This is a genomic window from Parabacteroides sp. AF18-52, assembly GCF_003479145.1.
Taxonomy (GTDB): domain Bacteria; phylum Bacteroidota; class Bacteroidia; order Bacteroidales; family Tannerellaceae; genus Parabacteroides; species Parabacteroides faecis.
This window is the reverse complement of the sequence record NZ_QUGR01000002.1, coordinates 200,584-227,014: the sequence shown is the minus strand read 5'-3', so window position 1 is coordinate 227,014 and position 26,431 is coordinate 200,584. Positions and strand designations below refer to the sequence as shown.

The following is a 26,431-nucleotide window of genomic DNA, read 5'->3' as shown; positions in this document are numbered from 1 at the left end:
ATCGGATGATAATGAGACGTTCTGTTTATATGTCAGTGGTAATAGCTGGGATTGTCAGCCTGAACGCCTGTACATTGACGTTGCAGGAAGAGACAAATTTACCGGGTGTCCCGTCTTTAAAAGAATTGTACAAACCTTTCGGAGAAAATGATGTGAAGAATTTTCAGTCACCTCCGAAAATTTATCATCCGGAAACTTGGTTCCACCTGATTGGCGGGAATGTTTCCAAACCGGGTATCACAGCCGATTTGGAAGCACTCTCAGCTGCCGGGTTATCCGGTATCCAGTTGTTTCACGGACAGTTTGGCGGCCCCTGGCCGGGAGTAGAACCGCAAATAGCCTGCCTGAGCCCTTCGTGGGAAGAAACGATAAAACATGCTGCAGAAGAATGCCGCCGGTTGGGTTTGCGTTTTACGATGCAGAACTGTCCGGGCTGGTCGATGGCAGGCGGTCCGTGGATCAAACCGGAAAATTCGATGCGTCATCTGGTATGGAGCCGGACGGATATAGACGGAGGTAAACAGGTCGCAATGGATTTGGCGGTTCCTCAACCGAGTAGTGAAGACTGGCGGGATTATAAAGATATCACAGTCCTGGCTTTTCCTACTCCGCTGGATGATACCAACCAGCCGCTTCGACCGCAATCTATCCGAAGTAATATCGATTATCCTTGGAGTGATTTTTTGATTGAAAATAAAGATCAGGGACATTGGATCAACCAGGAGGAAGGGCAACCGCATTGGGTGGAAGTCTCTTTTTCCCAACCGACACCTCTTCGTACAATCGAATTGTCCGAAGTTCGTAACTATAATTATAACTGGTGCTACGAACCGGGAGTGAATATCAAGGTTCAGGCTATATTGCCGGATGGAACGGAGAAAGATATTCTGCAGACAGATGCCCCGCAAAGCAGCTGGCAGGATAATAAGTATTTTACATTAGCCTTGTCCGAAGTACCTGGTGTAAAGACGTACCGTATCTCTTTTACCCATAAGCGTCCTTTGCTTCTTTCACATATGAGCCTTTATTCTGCCGCCCGGAAAAATAACTGGGAAGCTGAGGCGGGATGGACATTGCGTGATTTTGTCCGTGCCGGAGAGGAACCGCAACAGTCACCCGAAGCTTTCGTCTCTTTGGATCAGGTAAAGGACATCACCTCTTCGATGGATGCGAACGGACATTTGAATTGGGAAGTTCCCGAAGGAAAATGGACGGTCTTGCGGGTCGGCCATGTTTGTACCGGAAAACAAAACGGACCGGCTCCAAAGGAAGGAACCGGATGGGAATGTAATAAATTGTCGGAAACCGGACCTGATATACATTATGCAAGTTATATCGGCCGACTGGCTAACGGACCGTTGGAGGGTGGTTTGTTAAATGGTATGTTGTTGGATAGCTGGGAGTGTGAAACACAAACCTGGACGGAGGAGATGGAGAATGAATTTAGTTTGAAATCGGGTTATCCTCTTCGTCAATGGTTGCCTGCCGTATTCGGTTACGTGGTGAATGACCATGAAACAACAGCCCGCTTCTTATTGGATTGGCGTAATACGATCGGTTCTCTTTTTGCAGATAAGTTCTACGGGCGTATGGTCCAGCTGGCACATCAGAATGGTCTGGCGGTTTCGTATGAAACGGCTGCCGGGGATATAGTCCCGGCCGACTTACTGGAATATTTCAAATATGCGGATATACCGATGTGTGAATTCTGGCAACCGCTTTCCGAAAGTTTTGTCGGTTCAAATAACTTCAAACCGATTAAGCCGACGGCTTCTGCTGCCCGGATGTATGGTAAACCCCGTGTGGCTGCCGAAGCATTTACCTCTTTTGAACTGACCTGGGACGAACATCTGTCGATGCTGAAGGAGGTAATGAATGTCAATAGTGTCGAAGGAGTGACTCATCTTGTATTCCATACTTATACACATAATCCGCGTATAGACTTTTTACCGCCGGGCACCTCGTTCGGTTCAGGGATCGGAACACCTTTCCTGCGTCTGCAAACATGGTGGAAATACATGCCGGAGTTTGTTAATTATCTTTCCCGGTGTACTTATCTGCTGGAACGTGGACGTCCTGTTTCCGATGTGTTATGGTATCTGGGGGATGAAATCAGCCATAAACCGGATCAGAATTATCCTTTCCCGGAAGGTTTCAAATATGATTATTGCAATCCGGATGTTCTGTTGAACCGTTTATCTGTGAAGAATGGTAAGATTGTTACTCCGGAAGGTATCGAATACAGCGTATTATGGTTGAACGATAACAAGCGGATGCTGCCGGAAACCTTGGAGAAACTTCTGGCTTTGGTACGTGAAGGTGCTGTTGTTATCGGAGATGCTCCGGAAGGACTTGCCACGTTATCCGGACAGGAGTCGGCTCAAAAGCGTTTCGATGCTGCGGTTCATGCACTTTGGGGAGAAGCGTCGAAAGGTTGTAACCGGATAGGAAAAGGAATGGTCGTAAGCGGCATGTCTCTCGATGAAGCATTACGTGAGCTGAAGATGTCTCCGGATGTAACGGCTACAGGGGATGCGTTATGGTCGCACAGGCAAACAAAGGGAGCTGACTGGTATTTTGTTACTGCACCTAAAGGTCAGGGCTTTAAGGGCGATTTGAGTTTCAGAAATTCAGGTTACGCGGAAATATGGGACCCTGTTACGGGAGAAATGGAACCGGCGGTTAACCGTAAGGATGGAGACCGGACCGTTGTTTCTTTAGATATGCCCCGGGCTGGAAGCTGTTTTGTTGTATTCCGGCATGATCGCAAGGGTGAGTCAAAACCTGTTTTATTGGAAGAAGCAGGAACAATACTGGTAGGGAATGAATGGACATTGGCTTTCCCGGATGGATGGGGCGCTCCTGCTTCATTAAAGACGGATGAACTGAAAGCCTGGAAAGACCTGGATATTTCACCGGAAGGGAAAGCTTTTTCCGGTACAGTTACCTATACTACCTCTTTCGATATAGAGAATGCGAAGGAGTATGCCGGTTATTCGCTGGATCTTGGTGCTGTAGAAATGATAGCCAGTGTTTCTCTGAACGGAAAACCGCTGCGTGTATTATGGACTCCTCCTTATCGCCTGGATATTACGGATGCCGTTCAGACAGGCAAGAATATATTGACGGTAGAGGTTACGGGTACCTGGTTTAACCGATTGGTGTACGATGCCGGCCAACCGGAAGAAAATCGTAAGACCTGGACGATTTCCGGACCATCCAAAGACGCTCCGTTGAGGGATAGTGGTTTGTTGGGGCCAGTCGTTCTGAAGACGTTCAAAAAATGAGATAAATGTTTTATGCCTATGGGGTAAATGTCAATTGTTACAGTTTGTTCTATGTATTATGCATGCGAATAATCAAGAGTAGGCTTTGATCAGTGTGAATATAAGTCAACGAGCTGTTTCTGCAAAGGTATTTAAGCTCATAATCTTATGTTTTTGAACAGTTTCTGTCTCTAGAATGATTCGGAAACTGTCAGTTGTTGAAGTGTTATTATTTTCGATAATTGTCCTTTATATCAGAAATAAGAATTAGAGTTTTTGTTTTGACCTTTTATTATGATATAATTATTTTATTATTAAGATCAATCTGATATTGGTGAACTCTTCGAGATTTGTGTAAAATATAACTTCTATGCAGATGTATAAACAAACTCCTTCTTTGACTACTTGATCTAACGTTTTGATATTCGGATAGTCTGTAAATCTGTAATTTTTTCAGTTTGTTGATAAATACTTTTGTTAAGTCAAAACAGTTTCTAAATCATATGAAAATAATATGTATGTTTGTAAAAACCTGAATATATATAATAGCCATGAGAAATATGAAAGTATCGGAAAAAACGGAAACAAGTGGGGGGAATAAGCCTTCAGTAACAGTATTAATGCCGGTATATAATGCAGATAAATATTTACGGGAGGCTATAGATAGCGTATTGTCTCAAACCTTTGACGATTTTGAGTTTATTATATTGGATGATGGCTCTACGGATAGCAGTTGTGACATTGTCCGGGAATATGGGGATGATAGAATCCGGTACGAAATATTCCCACACGATTACCTGACTACTTTAAATAATGGTATAGATTTATCCCGGGGGAAGTATATTGCAAGAATGGATGCCGATGATATAATGATGCCAAATAGGTTGCAGGTACAATTTGATTTTATGGAAAAGCATACAACTATAGTTGCTAGCGGTAGTTTTTTTACATTTATAGGAAATGAGCAAAATATAATAAAACGGCCAGTATTGCCGGATGAAGTGCTGACATCACTTATGTTGTTTTGTGCTATAGCGAATCCTACATCCATGATTCGAAGAAAAGTAGTAATGGATCATCATATACGTTATGATCATAATTATATTTTTGCAGAGGATTATAAATTCTGGACAGAGTTAGTAAAATACGGACCGTTGGCTAATATACCATTGGTTTTATTAAAATACCGTATATCCGAAACGCAAGTCTCGTCTGTACATAAAATTCAACAAATAAGCATTTCACAGAAAATCAGTAGAGAGATGATATCCTATTTTTTATCTCATATTGATAAGAAAGATAATATGCTTATGGAAAAAGTTACCAAGGAGCTTGTTCCTTATTTAGAAGAACAATTGAATGATTCCGTAATCTCTTTTAACATGTATTCACGATTTATGTTTTCGTTGATATGTGGACTTAGAAAACAAAAGTATATTAACATATAAAATGTGTTATGAAATTTGCATATCTCATATTATGCCATAAAAATCCATCTCAGTTAACCGATCTGATAGATACACTGCAGGATGGCAGTAACTATTTTTTTGTACATGTAGATAATAAAGTAGATATAGTCCCTTTTGTGAAAAAAAAATATTTCATTCCGGATCATGTCTTTTTTTGTAATGAACGTGTAAAAGTATCCTGGGGAGGTTTTAGTCAAATTGAGGCTACAATGAGTTTGATTAAATTACTTGTAAAGACTGGAATAAAGGTCGATTATGTCCATTTGTTAAGTGGTCAGGATTTTCCATTAAAAAACAATAGCGTAATTAAAGATTTCTTTGAACGGCATAATGGCTTGAATTTTATAAACTATTTTCCTATGCCCTATCAAAACTGGAGCGGTAATGGAGGTATGGACAGACTGACTTATAAATGGCTTATTGATGAATCGGGATATGAAAGAGCTTGTTTTCTTGTTGAAGCTCAAAAGCAACGAGGAATGACAAGAATTTATCCTTCTGGTTTTGATCCGTATGGGGGATCGCAATGGTGGTCATTGACAGATGACTGTGTCCGGTTTATTGAGCAGAATTGTGTTTCGGGAGCTCCATTATATGACTTTTACAGAAATACTTACATACCCGATGAGATGTTTTTTCAAACCGTGTTGGTGAATTCTTTTTTTAAGAAATCTTTATGTAATAATAATCTTAGATACATTGATTGGGAGAAAGGTCCGGAATACCCGCGTGTCTTACGATTTGACGATTTTCCTTTACTGGTATCTTCATTGTGTTTGTATGCACGTAAGTTCGATGATACAATTGATATGGAGGTAAGAACTGCTTTAAAAAACAAAATTCTGATTTGATGTTAAGTAACATGTGCCAAAATCTTGACTTTTCCTGAATAAAATGAGATACATAAATAATATTAATTAGATTTGTGTCGTCTACTCGCGTTGATTTTATTGTTCTCATTCAATTTAAAAAGTGTTCTATGAGAAAAAAGTGGTTCATATCTGTTTGTATACTTTTCTATTCTTCCATTGCGTTTTCACAGACATTGAGTGTTGAAGAAATGCATGAAGATGTGATATATTATTTCACAACGTTGAAAAATGAAAATTGTGACTTGTACGCTAAATATTCACTTTTGCAGTTTGACTCTATTCAAAAAGATATATTGGCCCATATCAATATAGATATGTCTATATTGGATTTCAATAGAATTTTATTGACTCTAAATCAATATACGGACGGCCATACAGGTATTGACCGTGAAAAATTGTATTGGGAAAGAAAAGATTTAAATTGTATTATGCCTTTTTCTATTCAAAATGACTCTGCATTTATTGATGATAATAGTTTAGTTGTAAAAATTAATGGAAAAGAAATCAATGGCTTGGTTGCTGAAATCAGAAAGTCTTGTAGTTGGGAAGATAATCGGAAAGCTGTGGAGGAAGATATTAAAAGGTATATGCCTTTCTATTTATCAGCTTTCTATAACATATATCCACCATATTGTATAGAAAGTAGAAATATTATCACCAATGAGTTATATTCGGATTCATTAAATTTGAAAAGAATAAAAATTTTTGATAAGCCTTATGGACTCGAAACTTATGAGAAGGACTCTATAGCCATATTCTATTATACAACTTGTAAATTGCATTTTGTAAGAAATGAGTTTGAAAAAATGCTTCCGATTATATTCAGTCACTTAGAGAAGCTAAATATTAAATATTTGTTTATCAATATCGCTCAAAATGGAGGCGGAAGTGATGAGTTTAATGAGCTTATATTCCGATATTTAAATTCTGAAGAATATAAAGGTTATTCTTTTTGTAAGCTTAATAAATCAAAAATTCCTGTCATATGGGAACGAGAATTGTCAAAGCTTAATTCTGTGAAAAGATTCTTAGCTACCAAACTAAACGCTTCTAATATGGAGAATTCATTGAAGACAGGAGTTTTATATAATAAGATGAAATTTAAAGGTAATAAAAAAGGATTTAATGGGTTAGTTTTTTTAATTCAAAGTAGTTGTACTTATTCAGCAGCAGTGGATTTTTCAACACAATTTAAATTAAGAAATATGGGGATAGTTGTCGGAGAGGAATGTGGAGAGCCGGTTGTTTTTTCAGCTAATTGGTTTAATTCTGTATTACCTAATTCTAAGATTAGGTTTAAGTACTCTACATCGAAAAGCTGGTATGAACCCAATGTCATAACAACAAACGGTTTTTTACAACCGGATATAAAATATGATTTGGGAGGTAGAAGAGTTTTGTTATTAAATGATTATAAAGAGATAATAGAGCGAAGTAGGTCGTTTTTTCATAATATGAATGTAATTCAATATGATAAATAAATTACTGGTATTCATTTGTTTATATCTGTTTTGATAAGTGTCGGTGAATTAAAATGATAAATGAGAATGTGTAATCATATGGAGGTAAGAACTGCTTTAAAAAGTAGGATTCTGATTTGATGTTAAGTAACATGTGCTAATATCTTGACTTTTCCTGAATAAAATGTGATACATAAATAATATTAGTTAGATTTGTATCGTCTACTCGCGTTGATTTTATTGTTCTCGCTTAATTAAAAAAAGTGTTCTATGAGAAAAGAACCGGCCATATCTGTTTGTATGCCTTTCTATAATGTAGAACACTACATAGAAGAAGCCATAGAGAGTGTCTTAAATCAGTCTTTTCGAGATTTTGAATTGATTTTGATTAATGATGGTTCAACAGATAATAGTGTACAAATTGCTCAAAAATATACCGATGAACGTATATTCCTAATTAATAATCCTCATGGTTTTATAGATTCCTTAAATGCCGGATTGGATCGTGCAAAGGGTAAATATATCGCAAGGATGGATGCGGACGATAAGATGCATCCTGATAGATTATTGATTCAATATAATTATATGGAATATAATCCTGAGATAGCGGCTTGTGGAGCAGGTCTTAAACGCTTTGGCGCGAGTGAAGCGGTCTATATTCCAATGATTTTAGATTCTGACGAAATAGAATTAGCCTTTACTAAGGCTAATTGTTTTACCATAGGAGTGATCAGGGCTGATTTTCTGCGAACGCACAATATCCGTTATAATAAGCGATTTATATATGCTGAAGATTATAGGTTGTGGGTAGATATTATCTTAGCAGGCGGCAAATTGTGTAATTTGCCGCAAATCTTATATTATTATCGGGTACATGATAAGCAAATCAGTGTAGTCTTTGATGATCAAATGCATAATAACTCATATATAATACGTAAAGACGTAATTGATTATTTGTTGAGTAGAGATAATATCAAATATATGAAAGTCTGGTCAATCAATAGTATATTGAAAGATCTTTATATTCAACAAATAATAGAACTGAAGGATTATTGTGAGATGATGTCTCATTTAATTGAAAACTAATTGTATGAATGAATTAACTGTAATTATTCCATTCTTAAATGAAGGAGAAGAAATATATAATACCGTAAAGAATTTGCGGGAAACAGCCGGTGATGAAATAAATATTATCTTGATTAATGATGCTTCAGAGGATAAATATGATTATGAATCAATTATAAATAAATTTGATTTGACATATATTTGTCATAAAGAGAGAAAAGGTGTTGCATTTTCAAGAAATGAGGGAGTTGATTTTTGTTCAACTGAATTTTTTCTTCTTTTAGATGGACACATGAGATTTTTTCAAAATGATTGGGTAGAATTGATTCTCAAAGAACTTAACATGGATAAACGAGCTTTATTCTGTTGTTCGACTATACCTTTAAAAAAAGCAGGAGATATTGTATATAAAGATTCAGAGTCCTGTTTAGGATATGGAGCTTATATTGATTTTGCAACTAATTTAGTTTTAACTCCTTTATGGATTAAAAGAAATATTGAACCTTCAGTGGATGTTGTAAATATACCATGTGTATTAGGTGCAGCATACGCAACAAATAAAATGTATTGGACATATTTGAGAGGGTTGGAAGGACTTAAATTTTATGGATTTGATGAGCAGTTAATTAGTATTAAGGTATGGCTGGAGGGGGGAAGATGTAAATTGATAAAAAATATCAATTCTGGTCATTTATTTAGAACGAAATCTCCATATTTAATGAAAGGATTTGATTATTATTATAATTTGCTTTATTTAAGTGAGCTTTTTTTTAATTATCCCTATAAATATAGTATATATAAGCATGTAGAAGATTCTGATCGTAAACTTTACAAAGCTATATTAAGTGAACTGTCCGTTGAAAAAGAAAGCATAAGGGAGCAAAAGATATATTATGACCAAATATTTGCTAAAGATATTGATTCATATATATCATTAAATGAATATACAAAGCAACAAATCATATATTAATAATAAAAAATTACATTATGAAAAAGAAAGAAATATTACAAAAAGAAATTGTTTCTAAACTCGGAATAGACTTTAATGAAGCATCTGAATTATTCAGTGATGAGACATTGAATAAGATGCAAATGGCATACATGACTGGTGCTTCCTCTTCATCTCGTGGTATTATTGATTTTCTGGTATGTTCATGTAATATTGGTATTTGTCCTGATATAGATGTTAATGTTTGTGATTCTTCATGTCCTACATCTGAACCAAGTAATTGGGTTGGGTGTATTTCTGCCCCTCCTCGTCCAAATGAATTTTGTGCAGCGCAAGATAATTGTATTCCAATTACATATCCGCCTAGTCTTTTTTGAGGAAAATGTAATTAAGGGATGATTTTATTGGTAATATTATGTTGTAATCTGATTGGAATAATTTTTATTATGTATAAAATAAGTAAATATAACTATTATGTTGATTTAGATGATTCTGTTATATATTTTAATGGTTTCACAGGAGTTTTATTCCCTATAAAAAAAACAGAACATGATAGAATACAGTCATTGTTTAAAGATTGTATTTCATTTGAGATTAATTATCCAAGTGTTTTTAATAAATTAAAAGAATGGGGATTTATTGTTGATGATTTATTAGATGAAGTGGATAGAATAAGACTTTGTAATAAATTGACTGTTTTTAATAATGAGTATTATAATTTGATCTTGAATCCGACTCTCGAATGTAATTTTAATTGTTGGTATTGTTATGAAAACCATGTTAAAGGAAAAATGTCACGAGAAACAATAGAAAAGATTAAGAAACATATTGATTATATAGTTAAAGAAAAGCAGGTTAAAAGTTTTAATTTGGCATGGTTTGGAGGTGAACCTCTTTTATATTTCGATGATATAATTTACCCTTTGTCAATATATGCAAAAGAAGTTTGTAAAGATATATTATACTCTTTACAAATTACTACGAATGCTTATCTCATAACACTTGATATGATAAATCGAATGAAAGAAATAGGTATTTGTAGTTTCCAGATAACAATAGATGGAGAAGAAAATATTCATAATAAAATAAGAAATGAAAAAGGTATTCCAAGTTTTAGTAAAATAATAGAGAATATAGTTTTAATATGTGAAAACATACCAGAGGTAAGAATATCTTTGCGTTTTAATTATACAGATTCATCTTTAAATGATAGTTTAATTACTGTATTGGATAAAATTCCATTGAAATATAGAAAAAATATATCTCCATATTTTCAAAGAATATGGCAAACTTATAAAAAGAGTGATATTTTAACAGATAATAAAATTTTGTTGAGTATTAGGAAAGAATGTAAAATAATGGGGTATAGCATAAGTTTGGTGGATTGTACTTTTAGAGTTGGAAAATATCACGCATGTTATATGGATAGAATTAATACAGTAATGATAAATTGCGATTCGAAAATATATACATGTACTGCGCGAAATTATTCTGAAAAATATGTTTTAGGAGAATTGAATGATTTGGGTAAGATTGTCTGGGATATGACTGCTTTTGCTAAAAAATATGGTAGAGCTACTTTTGAGAATAATAAGTGTGTTGAATGTAAACATCTTCCGATATGTTTTGGAACCTGTTCTCAAGTTACATCTGAAAATAGAGATTATAAAGTAAATAACTATTGTAGATTATCTGTGACTGAAGTTACTCCGGAAACATTTATTATAGAACGTTATAAATCTTTTTATGATTCTAAATGAGATACTTAGTTTTTATATATGTGTTATTAATAATATGCACTTCTTGTAACGATAGGAATAGTCTGTTATCTGTGGAAGAAATGAACGATGATATTAATTATTATTTTTCATTATTGCGGACTATTCATCCCGATTTATACCAAGAATATGATTCTGTTTTTTTTGATGATTTGGAGTTGAAAATAAAGAAAAACTGTTCTATCCCATTGTCTTTTTCTGAATTTGAAATTCAACTTTTTAAGATGCATAAATTTCTAGATTCCCATACTGGATTGCATGAACTTAATATACCGTCATCAATAGATAAATATCATTTTCCGAAAGTTTTATTTATGTCTGATAGTATAATATTATTAAATCATGATACATTAATTAGTATTGATGGTATTCCTGCATCATTATTGGCACTCGAAGTTGATTCTATGGTTTCAACTATGTACTTACCTGAAATAGCAAACAATCTTAAAAATAGGTATATGAATATATTGTTAGGTAGTAAACCTTCAAGTTTTAGTGCTTATGGGTGTTCTTTGTTGGGTAAATATGGAGTTTATGACTCAGTTATTGATGTAGATACTGCTTCTTTGATCCATCCTCTCTTGATGCCGTATGATTCATTGTTTATAGGAGATTCAATTGCTGTTTTTCAATATAATAGTTCTATGTTATTGACAGGAGATCAAAGAAATAAATTTCAGTTATTTCTAGATTCTTTTTTTCGTAAATTGAATGCTAGTCAAATTAATGAATTGTTAATAGATGTATCAACTAATAAAGGTGGTTCCGATCTTGCCAATGAACTTGTATTTAGTTATTTGAGTAGAGATTCGTGTATGATTGTGATGAAAAGAGTAGCTAAGGCTGAAGGCATAAAAAAAATAATGAAATCGGAATTTTATAATAAACGATTTGATAGTAAACTTGAACTTATTAAGGGAAATGGATTTCTTATGGATACAATATATGTGTCCCCTCAAAAAAATAAATTTTTTGAGGGCGATGTTTGTATTATTATGGGAAATAACACTTTTTCTGCGGCAGCAACTTTCTGTTATATGGCAAAAGTCTGTAATATGGCAGTGTTGATAGGAGATATTTCTGGACAATATTTTCCATTTTGTGGAAGTTGTATTTGGGATATATTACCAAATTCAAAAATAAAAATTCAAATTCCAATAATTAAAGATTATTATGCGAATATTAATTGTTTTGAGAATGGATTTTTAGAACCTGATATTAGATATCCATTAACTCCCAAATTAGATGTCGAAAATTATAAACAAATTGTAATAGAAATGAGAAGAAATAAAGAGAATGAATAAATTTCCTTTCTGTCGACAGCATGATTCTTCTGATTGTGGCCCAAGCTGTTTACGAATGGTTTCAGCTTACTATGGTAGGAGATTTGAATTATATAAATTACGTGATTTATGTTTCGCAAACAGAAACGGTGTTACGATGCTTGGTATTTCCGATGCTGCTGAAAAGATCGGGTTTCGGAGTATGGGACTTCGGACTAGTTTCGATAGATTGCGGAAAGAGGTCATTCTGCCTTGTATAATTCATTGGCGACAAGATCATTTTGTTGTAGTGTATAAAATCAAAGTCAAATTGAGAAAAGAAGGTTTTGAAGGGAAGGTATATGTTGCTGATCCAGCTTTTGGCTTAGTTACTTATTCGGTCGTTGAATTCTTAGATGGATGGATTAGTACGAAGGAGAATGAAAAAGATAAGGGAATGGTTCTGATGCTATCTCCTTCTTTATCTTTTTATGAATCAGACAGTGAGTCAGAAATAGATAAATCAAAAAAATATAGTTTACTACATTTTTTCTCCTATATAAAACCTCATAAAAAACTTTTTTTTCAGGTGATTTTAGGAATGGTAATGGGGATGATTATTCAGTTGCTTTTCCCTTTCATTACTCAATCGATGGTCGATTTTGGTGTCTTGAATAGTGATTTGAACTTTATTATTCTCGTATTAGTTGCACAATTTGTATTATCTTTCAGTCAATTAGCTGTGGGGTTTGTGCAAAGTTGGATATTTTTGCATGTAACAACCCGTATCAATATCTCTTTGATTTCCGATTTTATAACAAAAATGCTGAAACTTCCGATTAATTTTTTTGAGTCTAAAAAAACTGGAGATATAATGCAGCGCATAGGTGATCATTCACGGATTCAGGAATTTTTTACAGGAACGTCGTTAAGTACACTATTTTCTTTTTTCAATTTTTTTATTTTTGCTATTATTTTAGGATACTATAATATTTGGATGTTAGTTTGTTTCGTATTGGGACACGCTGTTTATGTAGGATGGGTAATGCTTTTTTTAGGAATACGTAGAGAACTGGATTTTAAACGCTTCGACAAATCTGCTCGCAATCAGTCTAGTATTATTCAATTGATTACGGGCGCAGAAGAAATAAAGTTGAACGGTTGTGAACGTAAAATCAGATGGAAATGGGAGACGATTCAGGCTGAATTATTTGAAGTAAGCATAAAAGGATTGACTGTTAGCCAGATACAAAGCATTGGTGCATTCTTTATTTCTAATATTTTAAATATTGGACTATCTGTTTTTTCTGCTTATCTGGTTATACAAGGTCAGATTACATTGGGTATGATGATGGCTCTCTCTTATATTATAGGGCAGTTAAAAGCTCCTGTTGAAAATTTTATAGGTTTCGTGCATTCTTATCAGGATGCTAAAATAAGTTTGGAAAGACTTGGTGAAGTGCATTTCCGGGAGGATGAAGATAAGATGAATGAAACCCGTCAGAAGAATCTATCACCCGGGAACAAGGATTTGGTACTAAAAGATCTTTCTTTTAGCTATTTAGGTCCTTCATCTACTCCTGTATTGGACAAGCTGAATCTTATTTTCCCTTATAATAAAGTGACAGCTATTGTTGGGGAAAGCGGTAGTGGAAAAACAACCATATTGAAAATGCTTCTTGGGTATTATGAACCACAATCCGGAGGGATAAATGTCGGTGTTACTAATCTTAAAAATATCGATACTAATTATTGGCGATCTGTTTGTGGTGTTGTTATGCAAGATGGTTTTCTCTTTTCCGATACAATTGCAGAAAATATAGCAATCGGTGACGAGAGAGTGGATACCACCAAGCTTTATTATGCGGCAAAAGTAGCCAATATTCATGAATTTATAGAAGAACTGCCAGCGGGTTACAATACAAAGATCGGGCAGGAAGGAAGCGGGATCAGTCAAGGGCAAAAACAACGTATTCTTATAGCGCGGGCTGTTTACAAAAATCCGGAATATATTTTTTTAGATGAAGCAACTAATTCCCTGGATGCGAATAATGAGCGTATTATTATTGATAATCTTCAGGATTTTTATCAGGGGCGTACTGTTGTGATTGTAGCCCATAGATTAAGCACTGTAAAAAAAGCTGATAAAATAGTTGTTCTGGATCATGGAAAAATCGTAGCCGAAGGTACTCATATGGAATTAGTTGAACAACATGGCTATTATTATGACTTAGTTAAAAACCAATTAGAACTGGCAAACTAATATGGAATTGAAGGATAATTCAATAAAATTGAACGTAAGGAGTGACGAAATAGAGGCCATTTTGGGAAAAACGCCTAATTGGTTGATGAGAACAGGGATAATGGTTATGTTTATCATCTTTTTGGTGTTGCTAATTGGTAGTTCCATGTTCAGATATCCGGATATTGTCAATGCAAAAATTGTTATTTCGACCGAATATCCATCGATAGCTTTAGTCTCTAAAGTTGGAGGACGTTTAGTCAATCTGGACGTTAAAGATAAAGAGCTTGTTACGGTCAACCAATTATTGGCAGTACAGGAAAGTGCGTCTTCTGCAAAAGATATGTTACAGCTGAATGCCTGGATCAATAATAACAGTCAGCCGGAATTGATAAGTCCCGTCGATGCGATTTTTAGCAAAGAGCAGCAGTTAGGTGAAGTTATGCCTTATTTTCTCGATCTCAAAATGGCATTTGTGAATTACAGTAAATTTGTAGAACTAAATTATCATGCTCAAAACAAAAGGTTATTGGAAGAACAAATTGAATATATGAATAATTATGTAATTCATGCTAAAAATCAAATTGATTTGTTCGATAATGAGATGAAGTTAGCCAGGAATGATTATTTAAGGGATTCTTCTTTACATGAAAAACAAATAATTTCTCCAATGGAAATGGAGCAATCTAAAAGTGTATTACTTCAGAAAAGGATTTCTCAGGAAGGAAATATGGCTTCTCTGGCAAATATAAAAACACAACTATCCCAATTAAAACAAAACTTGTTGGAGCTCGAATTGGATTATCGCAAACAGCAACAGGGTTATCTTGCCGATATACGCCAGAAATTGGAAGCATTACGTGATCGGATAGGACAATGGGATAAGATGTATGTGCTTCGTTCTCCTTATTCCGGACAAATATCATTTTCTACTTTTTGGACTGAAAATCAATATATTTCGCAAGGAGAAACTTTCGCAAATATAGTACCTTCTTCCGGAGGCCTTTTTATTGGCAAACTGGAGTTGCCTGTTCTCAAATCTGGAAAAGTGAAAACAGGTCAGTTAGTCAATATCAAACTTGATAATTATCCGTATATGGAATATGGCATATTAAAAGGTGCGATTCGTACTATATCTGCCGTACCGAGCAAAGAGACTTATAAGGTTGAGGTACAATTCCTGGATGGTATGAAAACAAGCTATGGCATAGATTTGCCCTTCTCACAGGAAATAACGGGAACTGCTGAAATTATTACAGAAGACTATAGTATATTGCAACGTATATTTTTCCCGATTAAATCATTGATTAAAAACAATGGTCCGACCTTTTTCAATAAAACGGATCATCTTGAGTCTTATTTCCATCATACAATATAATCTGATACAAATGAAAATATCTTTTACATATGTACTTTGTTTGTTTTTTATATTGAGTATTCAATTTTCTGATGCCCAAAAGCTATCTCGTCAAGAAATGATAACGGATATTGATTATTATTTTGATATACTGAGAAATAAGCACCCGAATCTATATAAAAAATATACTCCAATGCAATTTGATTCATTGCAGCAAAGGTTGACCAAACAGGTCGTTGATTCAATGGACTGTAAAGATTTTAATCGGTTGTTATTGAGAATAAATGGGCTTACAGATGGTCATACTTTGATTTTAACAAATAAGATTTGGGGAAGAACTCATGAAAAAGATAGCTTGCCTTATTTTTTAATAAAGGATAGCTCTTTGTTTTTGCAAAATAATTTAATATTATCCATCAATAAAAAAGATGTCAGAGATGTAGTTCAAGAAATTTCTAATATGCTTAGTTGGGAGTATAGTTCTTTATTAAAGGAGGAATATATTAATTCTAATTTGCCATTTTTCTGCTCTTCTTTTTATGATATACATCCACCTTATTTGATTTGTTTAAAGAATCTTGAAACGGGTGTAGTAAAAATGGATACGGTAGAAACAAAAAAAATATTGTATACAGCAGATTATAAACAAACATTTAATTTTGAATTTTTTGAAAAAGATTCTATTGCAATATTTCATTATAATTCTTGTGATATTGGAACTGATTTAAAGTTGTTTGAACGGGCATTATCGGCTGCATTTGAAATAATGGATAAAGAACATGTTAAATATTTGTTTATTGATATTACTAAAAATGGTGGGGGAAATAGTGAATATAATAAATTGATTTTTAAATATCTGAATGTTGCAAAGGTTAAAGATGGTGTAAGTTATCATGTAAATAAATCAATGGCAAAGTCGAATGCAGAGAACATGATGAAAGGATGGAAAGAACAAATATCGAAAGAATTTTTTTTGAAGCGATGGTTGTTGAATTATAAAGTAAGGCGATTTAAAGGTGCTATGTTGAACTATGTGGAGACCGGAGTATTGAAAGACAAAGTGGTTTATCCTAAAAATAAAAAAGGATTCAAGGGGAAAGTCTTTCTCCTTCAGTCTCGAAAAACTTATTCTGCCGCAATTGATTTTGCTGCTGATTTCCGTCGAATGAAAGTCGGGATAGTTGTAGGAGAGAAAGCTGGTGCTCCAATTGATTTCTGTGGGAATTGTGAAAATTATATATTACCTAACTCCGGTATCAGTGTGGTATGTGCAATGTCTGAATATAAGTACGATTCTCCGGTAACGGGGATGGATGAAAATGGAATCCTGGTTCCTGATATACCTTATGAAGTATTTAATCGAAAACTTAGCTTAGAGGATTATTGGGAGATAATAGAATTAAATAATTGTTCAAGGTGAAAATATGCTCAAATAAAATTTGTACAAGCTATCTTATCTGTTTTTTATCTTTAGAATATGTTGTTTTCGGTCTTAGTTATGAGTGATTCCAATAGGAGATATATAAAAAAAGAGACACCTCATTGAAGTATCTCTTTTTTGCTCTTCCTCTTGGACTTGAACCAAGGACCCTCTGATTAACAGTCAGATGCTCTAACCAACTGAGCTAAGGAAGAAAATATGTCTTTCAGTCTTTCCCGATGTCTTTTGCTCTTCCTCTTGGACTTGAACCAAGGACCCTCTGATTAACAGTCAGATGCTCTAACCAACTGAGCTAAGGAAGAAAATATGTCTTTCAGTCTTTCCCGATGTCTTTTGCTCTTCCTCTTGGACTTGAACCAAGGACCCTCTGATTAACAGTCAGATGCTCTAACCAACTGAGCTAAGGAAGAATTTTCAACCTTCAGGGGACATCTTGCATCCCTTTCTGAAATTGCACTGCAAAAGTAGAGGTTCTTTTTGAAATATGCAATATCTTTGCAGAAAAAATTTGAAAAAATGAATACGATAGGCTTAGGAAACGCTTTAGTGGATGTTTTACTACAGTTAGATAGTGACGATGTGCTCACAGAAATAGGTATAACGAAGGGTGCAATGGATATGATCGGTCAGGAACAGATGATCGCTATCCGTAAAACACAGGAACGTCTGGAGAGAAGTCAGGCTCCGGGAGGTTCCGTTTGTAATACGATGCGTGCAATGGCTTGCCTGGGGGCAAATACAGGCTTCATCGGAAAGATCGGAACGGATACTGTCGGCGAATACTATGAGAAAGCATTGAAAGACGCGAATGTAGCTCCTTACTTTATAAAAACCGACGGAATTTCCGGTAGTTGTACGGTGCTGATCTCTAAAGACGGTGAACGTTCGATGGGAACATTTCTGGGCCCGGCTCCGACAATTACCCCGGATGAGATCGGGGAAGAGATCCTTAGCCGATATGATTGCATCTATATAGAAGGGTATTTGCTGGTAAATGAGGATTTGGTCCGTACGACCATGCAAAAAGCCAAAGCGTTGGGGCTGAAAGTAGCTCTCGATTTATCTAATTTTAATATCGTCAATGCCTTTAGAGGATTGTTGGATGATATTATTCCTAAATATGTAGATATTCTTTTCTCCAACGAAAGTGAAGCGGAAGCATTTACCGGATTAAAAGCACAGGAGGCTGTAAAAGCCCTTTCCGGAATGGTTGAGGTCTCTCTGGTCACTTTGGGGAAAGAGGGGGCTTTGATTGGTAGCAACGGACAGATCATCGCAGTTCCGGCAGAAGGAGGTAAACCTGTCGATACGACAGGGGCAGGCGATCATTTCGCTGCCGGATTCCTGTACGGACAATCCGTCGGCGCTTCTTTAGAACAATCGGCCCGTATCGGCTCACTGCTGGCAGGCTATATTATAGATGTAATAGGAGCACAGATACCGGATGATAAATGGGAACAAATAAAGTTAAAAGTAGATGCGATATTATCCTGAAATAGGTTTTATGTATACATTTACATCGTTAATTAACTAAATATTCTATGTTTAAGAAGATACGACGAGAAAGATTGATAGGTTTGTTTTGTTTACTGCTCCTGGCTGGGAGTATTATACCCGCACAAGCTCAGAAAGATAATCGTTTTGAAGTGAGTAAGAACCTGGACATTTTCAATGCCCTGGTGAAAGAGGTTGAAATGTTTTATGTAGACTCGGTCGATGTAGAGAAAACAGTTCGCAGAGGGATCAACGCCATGTTGGGCGGTCTGGACCCTTATACCGTTTATTATCCTGAACAGGATATGGATGAACTGAAAATAATGACTACGGGTGAGTATGGCGGTATCGGTTCTTATATCCGGGAACGGAAAGACGGCGGTGTATATGTAACCGAACCTTTTGAAGGAATGCCTGCTGCTTTGGCGGGGCTGAAAGCGGGAGACCGTATTTTGGCTATCGATACGGTAGATACGAGCAATAAAACATCCAGCGAGGTAAGCGAGTTGCTGAAAGGTGTACCCAATACTAAAATGATTCTGAAAATACAGCGTCCGAACGAAAAGAAACCGCGTGAAGTGGAATTGATACGTAAGCAGATCCTGGTCGACCAGGTTACTTATTACGGAGTACGTGGCGATGGTGTCGGCTATATCTATCTGAAGGGATTTACCGATAAGAGTGCCCAGGAGGTGAAAGCTGCTTTGGAAGACTTGAAAAAGAATCATCAGATAAAATCATTGATCCTCGATTTACGGAACAATGGCGGTGGTTTGCTGGAAAGTGCCACACAGATTGTCGGTATGTTCGTTCCCAAAGGAAAAGAGGTGGTATCTACTAAAGGCAAGATCAGCCAGTGGGACCGTACCTATCGTACCTCTAACGAACCGATCGATACGGTTATGCCGATGGCGGTCCTGATCAACGGTAATTCGGCTTCAGCAGCAGAGATTGTTTCCGGCGCCTTGCAGGATATGGACCGTGCCGTATTGGTGGGACAGCGTTCTTATGGGAAAGGATTGGTACAATCTACCCGCGAACTGCCTTATGAAGGACGTCTGAAAGTCACTATGAGTAAATATTATATCCCCAGCGGACGTTGTATCCAGCAGATGGACTATACGCATAGAAAGGCGGACGGTAGTGTGGATGCCATACCGGATAGTCTGACCTCTGTGTTCTATACTTCCAAAGGCCGTCCGGTTCGTGACGGTGGTGGCGTACGTCCGGAATTTGAGATAGAAGAGGAAGAAATGCCGACCATGATGTATTATCTGGCAACCGATTTTGTCCTGATGGATTTTGTTACGGACTGGGCACAGAAACATAAAACGATCCCTCCTGTCGAAGAGTTTACCGTTTCCGACGAAGATTTCGAAGCTTTCAAGAACTATGCGAAAGAAAAGAACTTTACATACGACCGTCAGAGCGAAAAGGTTCTCAAGAACCTGAAAGAGGTCGCTAAGTTTGAAGGCTATATGGATAGCGATTCGACTATCTTCAATGCTTTGGAGGCACGTTTGACTCCTGATTTGGACCGTGACTTCAACCATTATAAAGATCAGATCAAGAAGCTTATGGCATCGGAGATCGTGAAACGTTATTATTATCAGAAAGGGGAGTTGCTGGAAAGCCTGAAAGAGGATGAAGTGCTGGATAAAGCCATTGAAGTTTTAGGTGATCAGGAGCTTTATAACAAGACATTGAGTACACCGGAAGAAGGTGTTGCTCCGGCTGAAGAAAAAACGAAAGCTTCGACCGGAGACGGTGATATAGCATATGTGTTCGACCAGACGATAGGATAATACTTATAAGAGAATAAAGGAAGGGAGTAAGCTGAACAGTTTACTCCCTTTTTTATGATGTCGAAAGTGTTTTATTTGAATTTAATATGCAGGACAACCAACTCTGAGACGGTTCCCACCCGGTAAGGAGGCCCGGCTATACCGATACCCGAAGAGACATAGAACTGGGTCGGTCCTTTTTTATGATACCCGTAAGGACATTCATAGATCAGTTTCATTAACAGGGGATAAGGCCAGAGCTGCCCGTTGTGGGTATGCCCATGAAGGCCGAGATCGACACCGTTCATTGCCATTTCGGCGAATGACCAGGGCTGATGATCCAATACGATGATCGGTTTGGTTGTATCGATGTCTGCCATTAAAGTATGTAAGGCTTTTCTCTTTTTATTGACATAGTCGTCCCTTCCGATCAGGTAAAAAGATGAATCCGGTTGTACGATCGAGTCTATCAGGAGTGTTGTCCCGGTTTTTGCCAGCCAGCGGTATTTGGCGAAACGGTTGGCACGGTATTCATGGTTGCCGTTGACGACATATACACCTAAAGGAGCCTTTAGCTGTTGCAGGTCATCCTCGATATGTTCCATTTCTGCAAAACGTGATTCGTAATCCATTATATCGCCTACTAATACGACCATGTCCGGATGCTGTGCATTGCTCAAAGAGACATATCGCTGTACCATCTTTTTCCCTATCACTTCTCCGATATGCAGGTCGCTCATCATCACAACCGTAAGGCTGTCACGTTCGCTGCTACCTTTCGGAAGAGTCACATATACTTCTTTGACGATCGGATGGGCGACAGTCAGATAGGCTTTGATCATCAGTCCGGTAACTCCGATGATGATCACAAAAAACAATGTCAGTTTGGTTTGTTTCCAGTGCCGGGTAAGCCACTGGGGGAACCAATGGAAAAGACGGTTCGACAATCTGATCACTTCCAGCGTCAATAAGGAAAGTGTAATATAGACAGACGCTATATACCACGAATTACAGATATATTGAATAGGCGTCATGATATTATCCGGCAATTCTTTGCGGAAAATAAATCCGAAGAAATAGAGAGCCAGTTCAAGTACAAAGAATAACGTATAAGGAATGCGCCAGCTCTTTTTTGCCGGTATTGCCTGATAACCCCGCCAAAAGATGTAGGGATTCAACAACAGTTGTGCTACGATCGATTGAATAAAGACTTTCATATTTTGCTTGCCTTACTTGAATGCAATATTGAATACCACCATTTCGCTGTTTGTCCCGATGCGGAAAGGCGGTCCCCAAAGCGATAAGCCTGAAGATACATAAATATGGCTGTTTCCCCATTGTTTGTATCCGTAACTTTGCTGGAACAGGCGGTCGGTCAGTAAACTCATCGGCCAGATCTGTCCGCGGTGTGTATGCCCGCTGAACTGGAGGTCTATACCGGCCTTTTCCGTTTCCTGCAGGTCATACGGCTGATGATCCAAAAGAATAACAGGTTTGGCCGGGTCAATGTTTTGTGATAATGTCCGGAGAGACAAGCGCGACGGATTATGGCGGTCATCGCGTCCGGCAATCTGTAATCCGTTGGGAAGTGTGATCACGGTGTCGCGTAAAAGTTTGATCGGTGTCGACCGGATGAATTCGGCGCTTTTCTTTATTCCGCTGATATATTCATGATTTCCGGGAACCATATAGATACCTTGCGGAGCCTGTAGCTGCGATAACTCTTCCTGCATATTCTCTGCGTAAAGAGGCGTCACGCTGTTATCGATCAAATCGCCGCCGATCAGAATTAAATCCGGCTTTTCGGCATTGATCATGTTTACATATTTCTTCAACTGTGCCTTGTTCGTTCCATAACCCAGGTGAACGTCGCTGATAGCAACCACTTTTATCGGGGATGAATTGTTGTTGACAACCTTGTTGATAACTATGTTGAAAACTTCTGTCTTTGGGTGTTGATAATGATAATATCCGTAGCTTAACAGGCTTAAAGTCAGTAGTAAAGATATATAGAACCCATATTTGAAACTCCCGTTGAAAAGTTTGAATATATCGAATGCAACTAGGAACAGCACCATATATAAGGTAAATACCAGCCAGCCGGTACCCACTTCATGGATCGTATGTGCCAATACATCCGGATATTTTACATTCCTGGCCAGCATACTGACGGCAAATGAAAGCGCACAACTCCAAAACAGAACTGTCAGAAGTACTTTCACACCAAAGGGTTGGGCCACGAGAGCTTGTGCCCCCCTCGTAAATATATAGATATTCCCTGCGAAATAAGCGCAAAAGAGGGCAATGAAAATTGTAGGCATTTTGTCAAATTTTCGGCAAATGTACATAATAATCTTCAATTCATTTGTGAAAAAAGGTTTTGGCTATTTTAGTCGGTGTCCGTTCTTATTTCGGGTATCCCACCGGATTGTTCATCATCAAAACCTGGCTGTCGGATAATTTAAGGATCTTTTTCAGGGCAGCCTGATCCATGGTCGCTCTGGGAACTGTCGATAATCCGATCCCGGCACAGCATAAATTGATATTTTGCGATACAATCCCTGCATCCATGGCTGCCATCAGTTTTGTATGATCACCTACATTTCCGAAACGGGAAAGATCGGATACCAAAACAAGAGAAACCGGAGCCTCTTTCACAAAATCCTGTCCGGCACCTACAGCCCCGCGATGATCGCCTTTAGCTATCGGGTTTAAAGCATGTGCTTTGGCGTCATACAGATAAGCACCGTCTTTCATGATCACATAAACGTCGATATCTTGTTTGTTTAAAGCGGAAGGAGCCGTACGTTTTCCATCTGTCCGGTTAATGCCGTTGGCTGCCCATAGCAGGTCTGAAAGGTCCTGGGCACTTAATTCTTTGGATGCGAATTCGCGGTCGGAATGACGGTCGGAAAAAGCTTTCATGACTGCTGTTCCCCGTGTCTTGTCCGGAGCATTGAGTTTAATGACTTTAAGATCCTGTGCACTCATAACTGAAATGAATAATAAAGCGGTTAAAAGGAATGAAATCTTTCTCATATCTATATTTATTAATAGTAACTCTTACAAATTTAAAAGAAATTCATCTAAACAAACAGCAAAATACATCTTTTACAAATCTTTAATCCTGTTAAATACGAACGTTTCGTAGAATCTTCTACATTTGCATCGGGTTTACACTTTAATTAAATAGTTATTTGAATAATAAATCAATCGATAACCTCTAAATTCTTTAAATTTGATGAAAGAAAAACTGCTCTACTTAGTGTTGGTGTTGATGATGGTTGTGCCTTTCCGTGCACAAAGCCAAAATGCCGCTGACTACACGATCAAGGGACAGGTCGTTGATTCCCTGTCTAATGAAACAGTTCCTTATGCAACGTTAAACATCGCTTTGGCAAATGCCCCTCAGAAAGCGATTAAATTGTTGGCTTGTGATGATGACGGTAAGTTTACCACTACCCTGAAACAACCCGGAAAATACATCATATCCATGCAGTCGCTGGGAAAAGTCCCTGCAGTAAAACATTTTACCTTGTCTGAAAACAAGAAAAGCCTGGATCTGGGAAAGTTGTATATGAATGACGATTCTCAGCAGTTGAATGAAGTAACTGTCGTTGCCCAGAAACCATTGGTAACGGTGGAAGTGGATAAAATCACGTATAGCCTGGAGGATGACCCGGAAGCTAAGACCAATAATGCATTGGAAATGTTCCGTAAAGTGCCGATGGTAACTGTTGACGGTGAAGACAAGATCCAGTTGAAGGGGTCTTCAAATTATAAGATTTATATGAATGGTAAACCTTCGAACCTGTTGAGCGGTGAAAATGCTTCAGACGTATTGAAGAGCATGCCGGCAAGTTCGATCAAGAATATCGAAGTTATTACTGACCCGGGATCAAAATACGATGCAGAAGGTGTTGGTGGTATTATCAATATTATTACGGCCAAAAATGCCATGCAGGGATATACGGGTACGGTTCGTGCCAATGCCAGTTCTTTAGGTAGCTTTGGCGGCGGTGGTTATGTGTCTTTGAAGGTTGGTAATTTGGGACTTACGGCAAACTATGGATACAACAACCGTAACTCTCCCTGGAATGATTCACATAGTGAACGTACTACTGAAAAAGATTTGTTGGCAGATGGTCAACCGACCCAATTGATAGAAAACGGACGTAGTAAATATAAAGGACCATTCCAATATGGTTATCTGGAAGCAAGTTATGAAATCGATACATTGAATCTGATAAGCGTCGGTGCTAATTTGTTCCGCGGAAAATCTAAAAACTTATCGGAGCTGGATGCTGTATTGAATCCTTTGGGAAACGAATTCAATTCATCTCCGGTTTATAAATTCCATCGTAACAGCGTTTCTGAAGGGACTTTCGGCTCTACCGATTTGAATGTGGATTATCAGCATTCAACCAGCAAAAAGGATGAGTTGTTGACTGTCTCTTATCGTTTCAGCCAATCACCCAATGACAATGAAAGTAATACGGAACTGTCTGATGTTGTTAATTATTATCTGTCTAATGAATATCCGAAATGGAATATTAACGATGCATCTACAATGGAGCATACAGGACAAGTCGATTATACAACTCCAATTTTTAATAAGCAAACATTAGAAGCTGGTGTGAAATATATCAATCGTCAGAATAAGAGTAATACGTTGGAACAGATTTATAATGATTCAACCAAAATTTGGGAGGATCATTCACGGGATAATAGTCAGTTCCGTCATACACAACATATTTATTCTGCCTACCTCGGTTATTTGATACGTTTAAATAAATTTGGAATCAAAGCAGGTGTACGTGCTGAGGGAACAAGCTTAAAGGCTGAGTTTGCACGTAAACCGGATATGGATTTTAGTACCAATTATTTTGATGTAGTACCGAATGCTACATTAACTTATCAGATAGACATGTCCACTCAAATTCGTTTGGGATACAATATGCGTATTCAGCGTCCGGGCATCTGGTATCTGAATCCGTATATTAATGATGTCAATCCGCAAAATATATCTCAGGGTAATCCAAACCTGGATTCGGAGAAGAGTAATAATGTGAATCTGAACTTCAGTAAGTTTACCCAGAAGTTCAGCATCAATGCTAGTCTGAGCTATACATTTGTAAATAATCCGATTGAACGTTATTCATTTACAGCAGATTTTGCGGCAGACGATCCTCGTTCGCAATATAATGGTGCCATGTGGAATACTTATGATAATATAGGTAAGAAGCAGCAGGTTGGTATATTCCTGTATGGTAACTGGTCGCCGAATACCTGGTTCCGTATTTATATGAACGGAGGCTTGGATTATACAGATTTAAAGGCTCCTTCTCTGGGACTTGCAAAAGATGGGGTTAGTGAGCGCATCTATGCCGGAACAATGTTTACATTACCAAAAGACTTCCGTATTTCCTTGAATGGTGGTTATTTCGGTTCATGGGTTCAGTTACAGAGCGAGATGTCTCCGTTCTATTTTGCTGGTATAAATATCAGCAAGGATTTCTTGAAAAAGAAATTGTCGCTTTCTGTGGGTGCTAACAACCCGTTCTGGAAGACAATGAAGATGGAAACGACTACTGCTGGAAATGGTTTCCATGATGTATCGACCAACTGGCGCAGTGCCCGTGAATTCCGTTTCAGTATATCCTACCGTTTCGGTACGATGAAAGGGCAGATCAAGAAAGTACGTCGCGGTATCAGTAATGACGATGCAAAAGGCGGTGGTGAAAATAATCAAGGCGGTGGAGAACAGTCGATGTAATTTTTAATTATAATATCTGAAAGGTCCGGATTTTTTGTCCGGGCCTTTTTTTGTTTCTATGCGATCTGTGTTCATTTATCTGCCTTACTAATTCAAATTACTACGGCTACTAATCAATGGTTGACAACCATCAACCGAACGGCTCATAATTATCGGCCGATTGGCTCATAATCATCAACCGAACGGCTGACAATTATCGGCCGCTAAATAGATAGG

The 26,431-nt window shown here is 37.2% G+C and carries 18 protein-coding genes and 3 tRNA genes; 15 read left to right on the top strand and 6 right to left on the bottom strand.

What is annotated here, in order from left to right:
- The first annotated feature begins 11 nt into the window (after positions 1-11).
- From DWX23_RS04615 to DWX23_RS04560, 12 genes are all read left to right on the top strand, one after another.
- Complete coding sequence (locus DWX23_RS04615; RefSeq protein ID WP_122373605.1) at positions 12-3,287, top strand: glycosyl hydrolase; 3,276 nt, start codon at positions 12-14, stop codon at positions 3,285-3,287.
- A 539-nt stretch (positions 3,288-3,826) separates the two neighbouring features.
- The gene (locus tag DWX23_RS04610) at positions 3,827-4,714 is read left to right on the top strand and encodes a glycosyltransferase family A protein (protein WP_199673219.1); all 888 of its coding nucleotides are present in this window, start codon (positions 3,827-3,829) and stop codon (positions 4,712-4,714) included.
- 8 nt (positions 4,715-4,722) lie between these two features.
- On the top strand, positions 4,723-5,586 hold the full coding sequence (locus DWX23_RS04605; RefSeq protein ID WP_122373603.1) for a beta-1,6-N-acetylglucosaminyltransferase: 864 nt from the start codon (positions 4,723-4,725) through the stop codon (positions 5,584-5,586).
- 128 nt (positions 5,587-5,714) lie between these two features.
- Positions 5,715-7,088: a S41 family peptidase gene (locus tag DWX23_RS04600; protein WP_122373602.1), complete on the top strand. Its 1,374-nt coding sequence runs from the start codon at positions 5,715-5,717 to the stop codon at positions 7,086-7,088.
- A gap of 249 nt (positions 7,089-7,337) precedes the next feature.
- Positions 7,338-8,153, top strand: coding sequence for a glycosyltransferase family 2 protein (locus DWX23_RS04595; protein WP_122373601.1), 816 nt, complete (start codon positions 7,338-7,340; stop codon positions 8,151-8,153).
- Positions 8,154-8,157: 4 nt separating this feature from the next.
- The gene (locus DWX23_RS04590) at positions 8,158-9,102 is read left to right on the top strand and encodes a glycosyltransferase (protein WP_122373600.1); all 945 of its coding nucleotides are present in this window, start codon (positions 8,158-8,160) and stop codon (positions 9,100-9,102) included.
- Positions 9,103-9,119: 17 nt separating this feature from the next.
- On the top strand, positions 9,120-9,458 hold the full coding sequence (locus tag DWX23_RS04585; RefSeq protein WP_122373599.1) for a hypothetical protein: 339 nt from the start codon (positions 9,120-9,122) through the stop codon (positions 9,456-9,458).
- A 69-nt stretch (positions 9,459-9,527) separates the two neighbouring features.
- Complete coding sequence (locus DWX23_RS04580; protein ID WP_158607051.1) at positions 9,528-10,841, top strand: radical SAM/SPASM domain-containing protein; 1,314 nt, start codon at positions 9,528-9,530, stop codon at positions 10,839-10,841.
- A gap of 80 nt (positions 10,842-10,921) precedes the next feature.
- Positions 10,922-12,163, top strand: a complete 1,242-nt coding sequence (locus DWX23_RS04575) for a S41 family peptidase (protein WP_158607050.1) — start codon at positions 10,922-10,924, stop codon at positions 12,161-12,163.
- Positions 12,156-14,384: a peptidase domain-containing ABC transporter gene (locus DWX23_RS04570; protein WP_122373596.1), complete on the top strand. Its 2,229-nt coding sequence runs from the start codon at positions 12,156-12,158 to the stop codon at positions 14,382-14,384. Before DWX23_RS04575 ends, DWX23_RS04570 begins: the two co-directional genes overlap by 8 nt.
- A 1-nt stretch (position 14,385) precedes the next feature.
- On the top strand, positions 14,386-15,741 hold the full coding sequence (locus DWX23_RS04565; protein ID WP_122373595.1) for an HlyD family efflux transporter periplasmic adaptor subunit: 1,356 nt from the start codon (positions 14,386-14,388) through the stop codon (positions 15,739-15,741).
- Between the two features lie 10 nt (positions 15,742-15,751).
- Entirely contained in the window at positions 15,752-17,140 is a 1,389-nt protein-coding gene (locus DWX23_RS04560; RefSeq protein WP_158607049.1) for a S41 family peptidase, read from the top strand.
- 141 nt (positions 17,141-17,281) lie between these two features.
- On the opposite strand, the gene DWX23_RS04555 is transcribed toward DWX23_RS04560, so the two are convergent.
- The 3 genes from DWX23_RS04555 to DWX23_RS04545 all read right to left on the bottom strand — a co-directional run bounded on the left by DWX23_RS04555 (position 17,282) and on the right by DWX23_RS04545 (position 17,571).
- Positions 17,282-17,355 (bottom strand) — tRNA-Asn (locus tag DWX23_RS04555).
- 34 nt (positions 17,356-17,389) lie between these two features.
- Positions 17,390-17,463 (bottom strand) — tRNA-Asn (locus DWX23_RS04550).
- Between the two features lie 34 nt (positions 17,464-17,497).
- Positions 17,498-17,571: transfer RNA gene (locus DWX23_RS04545), tRNA-Asn, on the bottom strand.
- A gap of 106 nt (positions 17,572-17,677) precedes the next feature.
- On the opposite strand from DWX23_RS04545, the gene DWX23_RS04540 reads away from it, so the two are divergent.
- Entirely contained in the window at positions 17,678-18,655 is a 978-nt protein-coding gene (locus DWX23_RS04540; RefSeq protein ID WP_122373593.1) for an adenosine kinase, read from the top strand.
- Between the two features lie 47 nt (positions 18,656-18,702).
- Positions 18,703-20,460: a S41 family peptidase gene (locus DWX23_RS04535; RefSeq protein WP_122373592.1), complete on the top strand. Its 1,758-nt coding sequence runs from the start codon at positions 18,703-18,705 to the stop codon at positions 20,458-20,460.
- 71 nt (positions 20,461-20,531) lie between these two features.
- Here DWX23_RS04535 and DWX23_RS04530 read toward each other — a convergent pair whose 3' ends face one another.
- The 3 genes from DWX23_RS04530 to DWX23_RS04520 form a co-directional block, all read right to left on the bottom strand.
- Positions 20,532-21,656 carry a metallophosphoesterase gene (locus tag DWX23_RS04530; protein ID WP_122373591.1) on the bottom strand — a complete coding sequence of 375 codons (1,125 nt, stop codon included), beginning with the start codon at positions 21,654-21,656 and terminating at the stop codon, positions 20,532-20,534.
- A 12-nt stretch (positions 21,657-21,668) separates the two neighbouring features.
- Positions 21,669-22,760 (bottom strand): metallophosphoesterase, encoded by a 1,092-nt coding sequence (locus tag DWX23_RS04525; protein WP_122354613.1) that lies wholly within the window; start codon positions 22,758-22,760, stop codon positions 21,669-21,671.
- 85 nt (positions 22,761-22,845) lie between these two features.
- Complete coding sequence (locus DWX23_RS04520; RefSeq protein WP_122354615.1) at positions 22,846-23,478, bottom strand: SagB/ThcOx family dehydrogenase; 633 nt, start codon at positions 23,476-23,478, stop codon at positions 22,846-22,848.
- 202 nt (positions 23,479-23,680) lie between these two features.
- Between DWX23_RS04520 and DWX23_RS04515 the strand changes: the two genes are divergently transcribed.
- Positions 23,681-26,215: an outer membrane beta-barrel family protein gene (locus DWX23_RS04515; RefSeq protein WP_122373590.1), complete on the top strand. Its 2,535-nt coding sequence runs from the start codon at positions 23,681-23,683 to the stop codon at positions 26,213-26,215.
- Positions 26,216-26,431: the final 216 nt, after the last annotated feature.